16 protein-coding genes and 1 tRNA gene are annotated in these 13,644 nt (G+C 43.2%); 4 read left to right on the forward strand and 13 right to left on the reverse strand.

Going from position 1 to position 13,644, the window contains the following annotated elements; all coding sequences use genetic code 11:
- Positions 1–160 precede the first annotated feature (160 nt).
- The 4 genes from bioB to B0184_RS04355 all read right to left on the reverse strand — a co-directional run bounded on the left by bioB (position 161) and on the right by B0184_RS04355 (position 3,508).
- On the reverse strand, positions 161–1,213 hold the full coding sequence (gene bioB / locus B0184_RS04340; protein ID WP_005708357.1) for a biotin synthase BioB: 1,053 nt from the start codon (positions 1,211–1,213) through the stop codon (positions 161–163).
- A gap of 113 nt (positions 1,214–1,326) precedes the next feature.
- Complete coding sequence (gene dapD / locus B0184_RS04345) at positions 1,327–2,151, reverse strand: 2,3,4,5-tetrahydropyridine-2,6-dicarboxylate N-succinyltransferase (RefSeq protein ID WP_005708361.1); 825 nt, start codon at positions 2,149–2,151, stop codon at positions 1,327–1,329.
- A gap of 95 nt (positions 2,152–2,246) precedes the next feature.
- The gene (gene dtd / locus B0184_RS04350; RefSeq protein ID WP_005708356.1) at positions 2,247–2,681 is read right to left on the reverse strand and encodes a D-aminoacyl-tRNA deacylase; all 435 of its coding nucleotides are present in this window, start codon (positions 2,679–2,681) and stop codon (positions 2,247–2,249) included.
- Positions 2,678–3,508, reverse strand: a complete 831-nt coding sequence (locus tag B0184_RS04355; protein WP_005708353.1) for a virulence factor BrkB family protein — start codon at positions 3,506–3,508, stop codon at positions 2,678–2,680. The genes dtd and B0184_RS04355 overlap by 4 nt, the downstream gene beginning before the upstream one ends.
- 168 nt (positions 3,509–3,676) lie before the next feature.
- Here B0184_RS04355 and B0184_RS04360 point away from each other — a divergent pair, with 168 nt between their 5' ends.
- The 4 genes from B0184_RS04360 to B0184_RS04375 all read left to right on the forward strand — a co-directional run bounded on the left by B0184_RS04360 (position 3,677) and on the right by B0184_RS04375 (position 6,002).
- Positions 3,677–4,009, forward strand: a complete 333-nt coding sequence (locus tag B0184_RS04360) for a MaoP family protein (RefSeq protein ID WP_005708359.1) — start codon at positions 3,677–3,679, stop codon at positions 4,007–4,009.
- A gap of 67 nt (positions 4,010–4,076) precedes the next feature.
- Positions 4,077–5,186: a tRNA (uridine(54)-C5)-methyltransferase TrmA gene (gene trmA / locus B0184_RS04365; protein ID WP_005708354.1), complete on the forward strand. Its 1,110-nt coding sequence runs from the start codon at positions 4,077–4,079 to the stop codon at positions 5,184–5,186.
- Positions 5,187–5,267: 81 nt separating this feature from the next.
- Positions 5,268–5,357 (forward strand) — tRNA-Ser (locus tag B0184_RS04370).
- Between the two features lie 84 nt (positions 5,358–5,441).
- Entirely contained in the window at positions 5,442–6,002 is a 561-nt protein-coding gene (locus B0184_RS04375) for an LOG family protein (protein WP_005710067.1), read from the forward strand.
- A gap of 236 nt (positions 6,003–6,238) precedes the next feature.
- On the opposite strand, the gene crp is transcribed toward B0184_RS04375, so the two are convergent.
- The 9 genes from crp to B0184_RS04420 form a co-directional block, all read right to left on the reverse strand.
- Positions 6,239–6,931, reverse strand: a complete 693-nt coding sequence (gene crp, locus B0184_RS04380) for a cAMP-activated global transcriptional regulator CRP (RefSeq protein WP_005710069.1) — start codon at positions 6,929–6,931, stop codon at positions 6,239–6,241.
- A gap of 142 nt (positions 6,932–7,073) precedes the next feature.
- On the reverse strand, positions 7,074–7,292 hold the full coding sequence (locus B0184_RS04385; protein ID WP_005710073.1) for a YheU family protein: 219 nt from the start codon (positions 7,290–7,292) through the stop codon (positions 7,074–7,076).
- A gap of 9 nt (positions 7,293–7,301) precedes the next feature.
- Positions 7,302–7,910: a nucleoid occlusion factor SlmA gene (slmA, locus tag B0184_RS04390; RefSeq protein WP_005710071.1), complete on the reverse strand. Its 609-nt coding sequence runs from the start codon at positions 7,908–7,910 to the stop codon at positions 7,302–7,304.
- Positions 7,911–7,953: 43 nt separating this feature from the next.
- Complete coding sequence (gene dut, locus B0184_RS04395; protein WP_005710083.1) at positions 7,954–8,409, reverse strand: dUTP diphosphatase; 456 nt, start codon at positions 8,407–8,409, stop codon at positions 7,954–7,956.
- The gene (gene coaBC, locus B0184_RS04400; RefSeq protein ID WP_005710066.1) at positions 8,409–9,620 is read right to left on the reverse strand and encodes a bifunctional phosphopantothenoylcysteine decarboxylase/phosphopantothenate--cysteine ligase CoaBC; all 1,212 of its coding nucleotides are present in this window, start codon (positions 9,618–9,620) and stop codon (positions 8,409–8,411) included. Before coaBC ends, dut begins: the two co-directional genes overlap by 1 nt.
- Before the next feature lie 256 nt (positions 9,621–9,876).
- Positions 9,877–11,412, reverse strand: a complete 1,536-nt coding sequence (ddc, locus tag B0184_RS04405; RefSeq protein WP_005710075.1) for an L-2,4-diaminobutyrate decarboxylase — start codon at positions 11,410–11,412, stop codon at positions 9,877–9,879.
- A 19-nt stretch (positions 11,413–11,431) separates the two neighbouring features.
- Entirely contained in the window at positions 11,432–11,830 is a 399-nt protein-coding gene (vapC, locus tag B0184_RS04410) for a type II toxin-antitoxin system tRNA(fMet)-specific endonuclease VapC (RefSeq protein WP_005710084.1), read from the reverse strand.
- Entirely contained in the window at positions 11,830–12,063 is a 234-nt protein-coding gene (gene vapB2, locus B0184_RS04415; protein WP_005706948.1) for a type II toxin-antitoxin system antitoxin VapB2, read from the reverse strand. Before vapB2 ends, vapC begins: the two co-directional genes overlap by 1 nt.
- Before the next feature lie 146 nt (positions 12,064–12,209).
- The gene (locus B0184_RS04420; RefSeq protein WP_005710081.1) at positions 12,210–13,574 is read right to left on the reverse strand and encodes a diaminobutyrate--2-oxoglutarate transaminase; all 1,365 of its coding nucleotides are present in this window, start codon (positions 13,572–13,574) and stop codon (positions 12,210–12,212) included.
- Positions 13,575–13,644 lie beyond the last annotated feature (70 nt).

Below are 13,644 nucleotides of genomic sequence, written 5' to 3' on the forward strand. Positions count from 1 at the left end.
GATGTTTGGGTTGTACAAAATTTCGTTCAGAAATTTTTTCAGAGAGAGGGAGAAAAAGTGAGGTTAAAATTGACCGCTTACCCCTCTCCCGAATTTCACTTCTGAACGAAGTGAAATTATCTCTCTTCCACAAGGGAGGAGGGGTTTAATTGACAAGCGGTTAATTTGCTGCGGCATTTTGCCAAAGTTCTTTGCCTTCTTCTGTTTCAGGCTTAGCCTCATACGCCAACGGATACAAATTCAATTTTTCCATCAGCAAGCGGTCGCCGTCTTCTTCTGGGTTTTCGGTGGTGAGCAATTTATCACCATAGAAAATTGAGTTCGCACCTGCCATAAAGCAAAGGGCTTGCATTGATTCTGGCATATTGCTTCTGCCTGCGGAAAGGCGAACGTAGCTGTTTGGCATCGTAATGCGGGCAACGGCGATGGTGCGAACGAACTCCGTCCAGTCTAAATCTTCCGCGTTTTCCAGCGGTGTGCCTGCCACTTTCACTAATTGATTAATCGGCACGCTTTCAGGTTGCGGGTCGAGGTTGGCAAGGCTAGCGATTAAGCCTGCACGTTCGGCACGGGTTTCGTTCATTCCCACAATACCGCCGCAGCAGATTTTCAAGCCTGCGTGACGTACTTTGCCGAGGGTGTCCATTCGGTCATCGTGAGAACGGGTATGGATAATTTTGTTGTAGCGTTCTGGATCGGTGTCTAAGTTATGATTGTAGTAATCCAAGCCCGCTTCTTTTAAATCTTCCGCCATACCGTCTTCAAGCATTCCGAATGTGCCACAGGTTTCTAAGCCGAGGGATTTCACTGCGTGAATAATGTTAGAAACAGTTTCAATATCTTTCGGCTTCGGGCCTCGCCACGCGGCCCCCATACAGAAACGACTTGCTCCTCGTGCTTTAGCGATTTTGGCTTTTTCAACAATATATTCCACATCGAGCATTTCTTGCTTTTCTACGCCTGTGTCGTAGCGGGCGGATTGCGGACAGTATTCGCAATCTTCCGCACAACCGCCTGTTTTAATGGAAAGCAAGGTTGAAAGTTGAATAGCGTTTGGGTTGAAATGTTCACGGTGAACGCTTGCCGCACGGAAGACTAAATCCATAAAAGGTAAATCGAAAAGTTCTTCCACCTGGCATTTTCGCCAATATTGGGCGGTGGGGTGAGGGGTAAGTTCGTTTTTGGCTTTTAAACGTAGGTTGTAGGTGGTCATAGAACCTCCAATGTAGGGTGTGTGGATTAAAAATCCACGCACGTTTTGTATCTTATTACGAAAAATTGACCTATTGCGTGCGTGAACTACGTTCACACATCCTACTTTAAAAATTATTCTTCAATCGTGCGAAGCAATTCATTGATGCCCACTTTACCTAAAGTTTTTGCATCAACTTTTTTCACGATTACTGCACAATAAAGGCTGTATTTACCGCATTTTGACGGAAGGCTACCTGAAACTACCACAGAGCCGGCTGGTACGCGCCCATAGTGGATTTCGCCTGTTTCGCGGTCGTAAATACGGGTAGATTGACCGATGAATACGCCCATTGAGATTACGCAACCATCTTCAACAATCACGCCTTCAACCACTTCTGAACGTGCTCCGATAAAGCAGTTGTCGCCAATGATAGTTGGGTTTGCTTGTAATGGCTCTAATACGCCACCGATGCCCACGCCACCTGATAAGTGAACGTTTTTACCGATTTGTGCACAAGAACCTACGGTTGCCCAAGTATCCACCATTGTGCCTTCGCCAACGTAAGCACCGATGTTCACATAAGAAGGCATTAACACACAGTTTTTAGAAATGTATGCCCCTTTACGCACAGTTGCTGAAGGCACGACACGGAAGCCTTCTTGTGCGAAGCGTTCTTCTGTGTAATCTGCAAATTTTAAACCCACTTTGTCGTAGTATTTGGTTTCTGCACCGTCAATGATTTGGTTGTCGTTAATGCGGAATGAAAGTAAAACCGCTTTTTTTAACCATTGATGCGTAACCCATTCGCCGTCAATTTTTTCCGCCACTCGGTAAGTGCCGTTGTCTAACCCTTCGATCACCTCTTCAATCGCTGCACGCGTTTCTGCATCCACAGTTTTTGGAGTGATTTCTGCTCGACGTTCGAATGCCGCTTCAATAATTGCTTGTAAAGACATTGTTGTGTTCCTTGTAAATAAAATTGTTAAAAATTTAACGAAAAAATGCCCCATAGTTTTAACATAGAAAGGCGTTTTTTTCCACAAATAAATTGCTACACCTGCAACCAAAAAGTCACTGGTCCGTCGTTTTGCAATGAAACTTGCATATCTGCGGCAAATTGCCCTGTTTGGGTGTGAATTTTTTTCGCTGCTTGCTGATGGAAGTAAGTGTAAAGCTCATTCGCCACTTGCGGGCTTCCGCCTTTGGAAAAACTTGGGCGTAAGCCTTTTTGGGTGTCGGCAGCCAGCGTGAACTGTGAAACCACGAGCAGGCTTCCGCCCGCTTGCTGCACGTTAAAATTCATTTTGCCTTGTTCATCAGAGAAAATGCGATAGTTCAATACTTTCTCCAACAAGCGGTCGGATTTTTCTTGTGTATCGCCTTGTTCCACACCTAATAGCACCAACAATCCGTGAGCAATTTCGCCCACCGTTTGGCTTTCTACTTCCACTTTTGCCCATTTCACTCGCTGAATTAACGCGATCATAAGGTTAGTTCTCCTTTTTGAATTAACTCGACATCTTTTAACACTGCGGCAAACTGCCCACCAAAGAGCACCACTTGCCAGCTTAGATGAATCCATAACAGCGTAATCGGCAGGGTTGCCAACGCACCATAAATCGCTTGGTAAGAAGGGAAGGTGGTGATGTACCAAATAAAAATCTGCTTGCCCAATGTGAAGAAAATGCCTGCTAACAACGCGCCAATCAAGGCGTGATGCCACTTCACTTTGGTGTTCGGTACCAGCCAATAAATCAGGCTAAATAGCAGCCACGTGAGCAAAAACGGCACATAATTGAGCAGATAATTACCGAGCGAAAGCACTTCCAAATCGTTAAACATTCGCAGAGACATAATATAAGAGCTAATTGCAATGCTCATTCCCGTAAGCAATGGTGCAAACACAAGCAACAAGGCATAAAGCAAAAAGGAGAGAAAAATAGACCGCTTGCGGGTTTCGTGCCATAAGCCGTTAAGGGCTTTGTCGATGTTGTGAATCAGCATTAACGCTACTACAACCAAACCGAGCGTGCTGACAATCCCCATTTTACGGGAATTAGCGACAAAACTTTCCAAATATTCTTGCACTAAATCGCCCGCGCTTGGGGCGAAGTTGTCGTAAATAAGTGCTTTGATTTGCCCCGTGGCTTCCTCAAAAAACGGAAAAATGGTAAACACGGAGAAAATCACCATAATCAATGGCACAGTGGCAAGCATAGTGTTGTAAGTCAGATAGCCTGCCGTGACAGGAATTTGATTCTGCCCCATTCGTTTGAAAAAAACGCGAAAGAAAAGCGTGAGGTAGGATTTCATTAAAGATCCTTTTATTAAAATCATAAAATTTGCCCATTATAGGCAAATTTTTGCAAGAAAACGACCGTTCACACGCATAAATCCTTGACCTTGTTTTTATTCCTTGCTTTAATGCACAATTGATTTTTTTATTTTCCCACAGCAAATTTGCATAAAAAGAGGCATATTATGGCAGAAAGTTTTAGCGTAACCCGTCGTTACTTTGATGATAAAAACTACCCACGCGGTTTTGCTCGCCACGGTGATTACACCATCCGCGAAGCGCAAGTTTTAGAGCAATATGGTCAAGCGTGTTTAGCATTAGAAACGGGTGAACGTAAAGCAGCAACGGCGGAAGAAAAACGCTTTGTTGCCGTGATGAAAGGTGACGAAATTGCAGAAAGCATCATCGAAAAAGCGTGGTTAAAATATCGTTCATTAACAACCAAATCAAAACGCATCTACACACTTTCTGGCAACGCAGGCAGCGACGCTGGTGATGATTTTAGTGCGGCAGAATAAGCCTTTTGCTAACATTTTTTATAGATAGGGTGCATTTTTGCACCTTGTTTTTTATCTAAAGAAAACCATGATATTACCTATCGAACAATATTCCGAACTTCTTGCAAAAAAAACCGAAAATTTAACCACTTTACTTGCACCATTCAATGCGCCTGAGTTAGACGTTTTTGCCTCAAAACCCAGCCATTTCCGTATGCGGGCCGAGTTTCGCGTTTGGCACGATAAAAACAAGCAAGGCGAAAATGATCTCTATCATATTATGTTTGACCAAGCGACCAAACAACGCTATCGCGTGGATCATTTTCCGATTGCTAATGAGCTGATCAACCGAATGATGCAAGTTCTGCTGGCTGATATTCACGGCAATGAAATTTTAACACGCAAGCTGTTCCAAGTAGATTATTTAAGCACCTTGAGCGGTGAAATTGCGGTTTCATTGCTCTATCATAAAAAGCTTGATGAGGCGTGGATTGAACAGGCTAAAGCCTTAAAAACTCGCTTAGAAAATCAGGGCTTTAAGGTACAAATCATCGGGCGTGCTACCAAGCAAAAAATTGCCCTTGATTGTGATTTTGTGGAAGAAATTCTACCACTTGCAGGCAAAAATTACGTCTATCGCCAAGTGGAAAACAGCTTCACTCAGCCCAATGCGGAAATGAATATCAAAATGTTGGAATGGGCGAGAAGTTGCACGAAAAATAGCAAAGGCGATTTGCTTGAGCTTTACTGCGGGAACGGCAATTTCTCGATTGCGTTAGCGGAAAATTTCCGCAAAGTGTTGGCGACAGAAATCTCGAAATCGTCCGTGCAATCGGCTCAATATAATATTGAGAAAAACGGTGTCGATAACTTGCAGATTATTCGAATGTCTGCCGAAGAGTTCACCCAAGCGATGAATGGCGTACGTGAATTTAACCGCTTGAAAGGCATTGATCTGAAAAGCTACGATTGCAACACGATTTTTGTTGATCCGCCGCGTGCGGGGTTAGATCAAGCTACACTTGATATGGTGCAAGCGTATGATCGCATTTTGTATATTTCGTGTAATCCTGAAACGCTGGCGGATAATCTCAAACAACTTTCGCAAACTCACCGCATTGAGCGAGCGGCGTTGTTTGACCAATTCCCTTACACACATCATATTGAAAGCGGTGTGTGGCTGATTAAAAAAGACTAAAAAACAACCAAACAACACATTCTTTAAAACTTCTACTTGACCGAGTGAGCATAAACCGATATTATTCAGCTCGTTTTCAACGGAGGAATGGTCGAGTGGTTGAAGGCACCGGTCTTGAAAACCGGCGAGGGTTTACGCCCTCCGTGAGTTCGAATCTCACTTCCTCCGCCATCAAATTCTAACCGCTTGTTTTTCAACAAGCGGTTTTTTATTACCTCAAATTTGCAAATCTCATCCCAATAAGCAGGAACTTCTATGAACATTACCGTCTATTGTGGCGCCAGTCTTGGCAATAATCCTCTCTATCAACAAGCCACCGAATGCTTAGGCAAATGGATTGCTGAAAAAGGGCATCAGCTCGTGTATGGTGGCGGTGCAGCAGGTTTAATGGGGTTAATTGCGAGCACCGTGTTGGCTCACGGTGGAAAAGTCATCGGCATTATTCCCGAATTTTTAAAGGAACGTGAATTAGCCCATCCCAATTTAACCGAATTAGTTGTGGTGGACACAATGCCTGAACGCAAAAAACGAATGTTTGATCTTGCCAGCGCCTTTATCGCTTTACCAGGTGGCCCTGGCACGTTAGAAGAGATTTCCGAAGTGATTTCTTGGGCAAGAATTGGACAAAATCCAAGCCCATGCATTCTTTTTAATGAGAACGGCTATTTTGACAGTTTACGTAATTTTTACGACAGAATGGTGCAAGATGGTTTCTTAACCCAACCAGATCGTGACAAGATTTTGTTTAGCAATGATTTAGCTGAGATTGAAACGTTTATTCAGCATTATCAAGCTCCAAGCATAAGAACTTATTAGTGGAAATAGTTAAAAAGGAAAAATAATAGCGAGAATATGATAAATTCATTGCTTAATTTATATATTGTCGATAAAATACGCATCGCTATTATATTTTTATATAATGCTATAATACATCCAAATAATCAGAAATCACTCCTTGTCTGCCTTAGGGCAGACTTTTTTTTCTATTATGCTACCAAATAATAAAGCTGAAAGATTTTTCATCTTTCAGCTTTATAAGATAAATAAGAATATTAATTACCTGCTTTCTGCAGTTGCTTGTGGAACACCACAATCGTTTTGCCGTGGGCGGAGATCATCTCATCATCTTCAAGCATTTTTAAAATACGTCCAACGGTTTCACGGGAACAACCGACCATTTGTCCAATCTCTTGGCGGGTGATCTTGATCTGCATTCCTTCAGGGTGAGTCATCGCGTCAGGTTGGCGAGCTAAATTCATCAAGGTTTGAGCAATGCGACCCGCCACATCTAAGAACGCAAGGTTGCTTACTTGGCTGGAAGTTTGGCGTAAACGGCGCGCCATTTGTGCAGAAAGATACATCAAAATTTCAGGGTTGATGTGCACAATCTGTTTGAAACGTTTGTAGGAAATTTCAGCAATTTCGCAAGTTTCTTTGGTTTTCACCCAAGCAGTGCGAGTTTGCAATTTTTCTTCAAACAGACTGATTTCGCCCAAAAATTCACCTTGCCCAAGGTTGGTTAAAAGCATCTCTTTATGCTCGTCATCTTTAACGAAAACCGATACCGAACCACTCACGATATAATAAAGCGATTCTGCCTTTTCGCCTGCGTGGATAAGCGTATATTTCGCTGGGTAGCGGTGCACGTGGCATTGAGTTAAGAACCATTCCACTACAGGATCGTGGATAGATGGTGCAGGAGTTAAGTCTTCAATCGGCGGTGTACTCAGTGTCATATCTTGCATAAAAAGTCCTTTTAGAATGGTGAAATTATGTTGTGAGAGTGAGCTTCCTGCCCATTTTAAAACCTTTTTAAAGGGCATTACCCTTGTTAAAACTAATTATTTAGGGGTATTTGTTGTCGTTATTGTAGCACATAAGCAATATTTAGCCTAAAAACGATTTTTTGTCTTTAATATCAAGGCTTTCGTGTAATTCCGACCACACAATCACCACTTTATCTGCTTTTAGTTCTGCTAACAGGCGTTCGCGTTTTTCATCTAATGAAAGCTCACGAGCACCGTAATCTGTGCCTTCGCGTAAAATAAAGGAATCAAGCACGTTATAAAGTGTCTCTTCTTCCAGTTCTTGCCAAGGAATAATCATTGTTTTTCCTTATTCAAAAAGCGGTTTGAGCATTGCCCACTGCTTTTCAAAAGGTTGATATTGAGAGGAGTTAAAATTTGATCGAACAAGGCGTAAAAATTGTCCTTCGCAGAAATTCACTAAGTAAGCCGCTAATGCACGTTCATCATTAAACACTTTGTCATTATTAAGTTTACTCATTTGTAAAATATTGGCAAATTGCATCTCAAGGCTGTAAAAGAATTTTGCAATGCGGGCTTTTAAAGCATCATCTTCAAACATCAAGGCGTGCCCCGTAAGAATGCGAGTAACGCCTGGATTTTTGCGTGCAAATTCAATCACAGAATAGACGATCGACTTAATAATCGCCTCTGTGCTATTTTCTCGACGTTTGCTTGCCACGATATAGCTATTAAGCGTTTGCTCAATTTTCTCGATCAAGGCTTCAAACATTTTCGCTTTGCTTGGGAAATAACGGTACAAAGCCCCCTCCGACACACCAACCGCTTTGGCTAATCTCTCGGTCGTCACACGTTGCATTCCGCCTTCAGAATTAAGCTCGCTAATCAGCGTTTCCAATACCTGTTGTTGGCGTTCTTCTTTAGTTTTTTTCGGCATTTTAACTTGTGGCGTTGACATAATTTTTCCCCAATAAACGTTTGAATAAGAGCGTGTTGTTATATTATTGCTTACCTGAATGCCCGAAACCGCCTTCGCCGCGTTCCGTTTTTTCAAAATTCTCGACGATGTTGAAGCTCGCTTGCACCACAGGCACGAACACAAGCTGTGCAATGCGGTCGCCCACTTCGATGATGAATGGTTTATCGCTGCGGTTCCAAAGTGAAACCATTAGCGGGCCTTGGTAATCACTGTCAATCAATCCCACTAAATTCCCTAACACGATGCCATTTTTATGTCCTAGGCCTGAACGAGGTAAAATCACAGCTGCTAAACTTGGGTCAGCAATATAGATTGAAATGCCTGTTGGAATAAGTACGGTTTGACCCGCTTCAACCGTCATCGGTGCCTCAATTAAGGCACGTAAATCTAAACCTGCCGAGCCTTCGGTTGCATACGCTGGCAGAGGGAATTCAGAACCGATGCGGCTATCTAAAATTTTTAAATCAATTTGTTTCATTATTTGTCCTTTTTCTCGTTATACAACTGAGTAATTTCTCCAACCAAGGCCTTGGCTAATTTGCCCTTGTCTGCAAGCGGTAAAATTTTCTCGCCGTTTTGCCAAAAAAGCTGTAAGGCATTTTGCTCTTGCCCGAAAACTTGCCCACCAGATACATCGTTGGCACAAATTAGATCGAGATTCTTACGTTGTAGCTTGCTTTTTGCATATTCCGCCACGTTTTGCGTTTCTGCCGCGAAACCGACCACGAATGGGCGCTTTTCCTGCAAGTTTGCGACCGTTGCGATAATATCTGGATTTTTCACGAGTTTTAGCGTGAATTCATCGCTATCTGTAGTTTTCTTAATTTTCTGGGTTGCCACTTCTGCTACACGATAATCTGCGACCGCAGCGCAGCCAATAAAAATCGCAGATTGTTCAGCAAATCTGACCGCTTGTTCCGCCATTTCTTGGGCAGAAAGCACATTGACTCGCACTACATTTTTCGGTGTTGCTAAATTAACAGGCCCAGCAATCAGTGTTACTTTTGCCCCCCGTTTAGCAAAGGAATCGGCAATCGCAAAGCCCATTTTGCCCGAGCTGTGATTACTGATATAACGCACAGGATCAATCGCCTCTTGGGTTGGGCCCGCGGTAATTGTGATGTTTAAATCGGCTAAATCTTGTGTATCTGCAAAATGTTCGCACACAGCTTGGAAAATTTCACTCGGCTCAGACATTCGTCCTTTGCCCACATCGCCACACGCCTGAAAACCGCTGTTCGGCCCGATTATTTGCACACCACGCTCCGCCAATACTGTTAAGTTTTCTTGCACCGCTGCTTGTTTGAACATCTGCTGATTCATCGCGGGCGCAAGCAGAATAGGAGAAGCAGTCGCAAGGCAAAGGGTGGAAAGTAAGTCATTGCCCATACCTATACGAAGGCGAGCGATAAAGTCTGCCGAAACGGGGGCAATTACTATGAGATCTGCCCATTTCGCCAACTCAATATGCCCCATCGCAAGTTCTGCTTGAGGGTCTAACAACGAGGTAGAAACTGCATTACCAGAAATCGCTTGTAGCGTTAAAGGGGTAACAAAGGTTTCTGCCGCAGGGGTAAGCACCACACGCACCTCTGCATTCGCATTTTTGAAATGACGAATTAACTCAATGCTTTTATAAGCGGCAATGCCACCTGTGATGCCGACCAGAATTTTTTTATTTTTCAGCATAAAATGAAATAAGACGTGAAAATAAGTACAGTATTTTACAAAAAAAAGCAGATACTCACAACAAAAAATATTGTTTGTATATTTAAATGTTGGCATTAGTGATATGCTTAATGTTATTCATTTTAGTTTGAATATATGGAAAGAGGTTCGTTTAGATACTAGTTTAATGGCAAAAAGCAAATAAAAAATGTTGCTAATATCTAAAGGATGTGACATTAGCAACATTTTGGAGCTGTAAAATACAGAAATTTATCCACTAATCAATCGGTGGAACGTAAGTGCCGCTGGCGATAGCATCTTTAATGCGATCAGCTTCTGCCAAGACTTGTGCCAATAATGCTTTCACGTTTTCAAGTGTTGCAATTGGACTTAAGGTCGTCATTTTAAGCGATTGTTTGCCGCCAACTTTGGTCACACCAATATTCGCTTCGCCTCGTGCAAAGAGTTCATCTGCCACGTTTTGGTTGAGAGCATCCACAAATTCCGCAGGATAGCCTTCAGGTACCACACGGAATAATACCGAAGCAAACTGGCTTGGCACAAGCATTTCTAATGATGCGGTGTCGTTGATGTATTGTTCCACCTCTTGGGTCAGTTTTACACCGTGGTCGATCATTGAAGCGTAAAGCTCTTCGCCTAAGGCTTCCACCGTAAACCACAATTTTAATGCATCAAAACGACGTGTGGTTTGTAATGATTTCGCCACCAAATTTGGCACGCCATGTTCTTCATCATATTCTGAGTTGAGGTAGTCAGCTTTGTAGTCGATAAAGCGATAGTTCGCAGGATCTTTCAACAAGAACGCTCCACACGAGATCGTTTGGAAGAAGTGCTTGTGGAAGTCAAGCGTGATCGAGTCAGTCAATTCAATTCCATCTAATAAATGGCGGTAATTTTTAGAAAGCAATAACGCCCCGCCCCAGGCGGCATCAACGTGTAACCACGCTTGATATTCGTCCGCTAATTTTCTGATGGCTTTTAAGTCATCAATTGCCCCTGCATCGGTTGTCCCTGCGGTTGCCACGATACAAGCGGCGATTTTACCTTCGGCTTTCAATTGGGCAAGCGTTTGTTCAAGAGCTGCTACGTCCATTTGAGCATTTGCATTCGATGGCACGGTCACGACAGATTGGAAACCCATTCCCATCATCGCCATATTTTTTTGTACGGAGAAGTGAGCATTTTCCGAGCAGATCACTTTCACTTTTTTCATTGCATCGGCAGGAATGCCATCACGTTGTACTGACCATTCAGAGCCGTCTTCGTTTTTCCAGTGCTTTGCAATCGCCCAATCGCGTGCCAACAATACGCCCATTAAGTTAGATTGGGTACCGCCAGAAGTAAACACACCCGAAGTGCCTTCCCCATAGCCCGCTTTTTGGCGGAGCCAGTCGATCAAATGCTCTTCCATAATCGAACCCGCAGGGCTTTGATCCCAAGAATCCATAGATTGGTTGGTGGCATTAATCAACACTTCCGCAATTTGGCTTGCAACCATCGTTGGACAGTGTAAGTGTGCCAATGAATGTGGGTGATGTACTTTCAAACTTGGATTTAGAAAAATTTCCACCAAATGTTCGAGCGATTTTTGCACACCTATACCTTCTTTGGTCGGTTTGAAGCCGTCCACCAAAGCTCTCATTTGCTTGATAGAACCGCCCGTGTACATTTTTTCATTTTTTAGCCAAGAAGAGACCGCTTGCACCGCATTGTGCATCGCAGTTTCGTAGTCAGCAATTGCTTTGCTATCGTTACAAAACAAGGCTTGTTTGTGTTGTTCGAGGTTTGACATAATTATTCCTAGATATAAATTACACCCAATTTTCTGTACGCAATGCGGGAACTCGCTCAAATTCTCTTAAATTGTTACTAACCAGAATTAACCCTTCACTACGAGCATGAGCAGCTATATGAATATCATTTTCGCCAATCAATTTCCCTTGTTTAGAGAGTTCAGCTTTAATATTGCCGAAATGAGCTGCATGCTTTGGTTGGTAATCTAAAATGGAGAGGCGTGATAAGAAATCTTCAATAACCGCAAGGTTTCTTTCGGGATATTCGCTTTTTTCAGCTCCATAATAAAGTTCAGCCACAGTAATGCTACTCACGCACATTTTTCCTGCATTTTGATTAAAGCGAGAAAGAATTTCCAATGGTCTACGCTTAATCACGTAAATCACAATGTTAGTATCAAGCATATATTTCAACACTATAAAGCCTCACGCTCTGGTTGAAATGCAATTTCTCGTTCATTCATAAAATCATCGCTAACTGCTTGATCATTCAAGAAAAAACTATCCCAAGATTGGTTGAGAGGCGATAAAATCCGATCACTGCCCAATACACGAACCGATAATTTTTTGATTTCTTCAGAAAAGCGAACTTCAGCGGGCAAACGCACAGCTTGACTTCGATTAGTCATAAAAACAGAGGCTTCAATCATAGTTATTCCTTATGCTTAATTGTATATAGCATAAGTATATCCCAGTTTTGTACAGTTGAGTAGAAAAAAGGTGGGATTTCCCCACCATTTTGAATTTACAAGCGGTCAAAATCCGCAAAACTTTTGCAAAATCCGACCGCATTCAATTAACCACGCACGGATTTTAAAGCGTCCGCTACAGATTGTTTGAAGCGTTTGATGAACTCTTCGCACTCGACTTGGTTGATGTTCACTGCACAAAGTACTCGAACCACGTTGCCGCCGCGCCCGCCACGTTCGAGCAAGAGCTTGTTTTTGAAACACGCTTTTTGGATTGCTGCTGCTAATTCACAATCGCGCGGGTAAGCCCCTGTCGCATCTTTCGCTTGGCGTTCGTCTACAATATCGATACCCATCATTAAGCCACGACCACGTACGTTGCCGATGCACGGATATTCTTTGCTTAATTCGCGTAATACGTTGGTTAAGTATTCGCCACGCTCTTGAGCATTTTGTGCGAGGTTTTCATCACGCATAATTTTAAGTGAAGCATAACCTGTTGCCATCGCTAATTGATTGCCGCGGAAGGTGCCTGTGTGCCCGGCTGGTTGCCAAGCATCGAACGCTTTGCGAATTGCTAATACGGCTAATGGTAAGCTACCACCGATAGCTTTTGACATCACTACGATATCTGGTTGAATGCCTGCGTATTCAAAGGCGAACATTTTACCTGAACGACAGAAGCCCGCTTGTACTTCATCCACGATCATTAAAATACCGTGTTTTTGGGTTACTTCACGTACTTTTTGTAAGAAACTGATTGGGGCTGGTACAACACCGCCTTCGCCTTGGATTGCTTCTAAGATCACCGCAGCAGGTTTTACCACGCCGCTTTCAATGTCTTCGATGAAGTTTTCAAAGTAATGTTCAACCGCTTTCGCACCCGCTTCGCCACCGATACCAAATGGGCAGCGATATTCGTGTGGATATGGTAAGAATTGTACGCCTGGCATTAAGTTTTGCACGGCGTTTTTTGCACCAAGATTACCTGTTAAGGCTAATGCACCTTGGGTCATGCCGTGGAAGCCGCCAGAGAAGGCGATCACGTTGCCGCGACCTGTGTAAGTTTTCGCTAATTTGATCGCTGCTTCGTTGGCATCTGCGCCTGAAGGGCCAGTGAATTGTAAGATGTACTCATCTTTCGGGAAGAATGACAATAATTCTTCAGTGAATGCGTCTTTCAGCGGGGTCGTTAAGTCTAAAGTGTGTAACGGTAAACCGCTGTCTAAAACGTCTTTGATGGCTTGCATTAACACAGGGTGATTGTGTCCTAATGCAAGGGTTCCTGCCCCTGCTAAAAAGTCGAGGTATTCGTTGCCCTCAACGTCAGTGACCCAACAGCCTTGTGCTTTTGCATAGGCAAAAGGCAATTTGCGCGGATAGCTACGCACGTTAGATTCCATCGCATCTTGGCGGTCTAAGAAATGTTGGTTTGAAGCAAGGATTGCTTGTACAGGTGTGGTAATTGTCATTTTTAATTAAAACCTTCTAAAAGAGGTGAAAAAAATAAGTCGGGTGCCTTGCGGGAAGCCTAAGCTTTCT

The organism is Haemophilus paraphrohaemolyticus, from assembly GCF_002015045.1.
Lineage (GTDB): Bacteria > Pseudomonadota > Gammaproteobacteria > Enterobacterales > Pasteurellaceae > Haemophilus_A > Haemophilus_A paraphrohaemolyticus.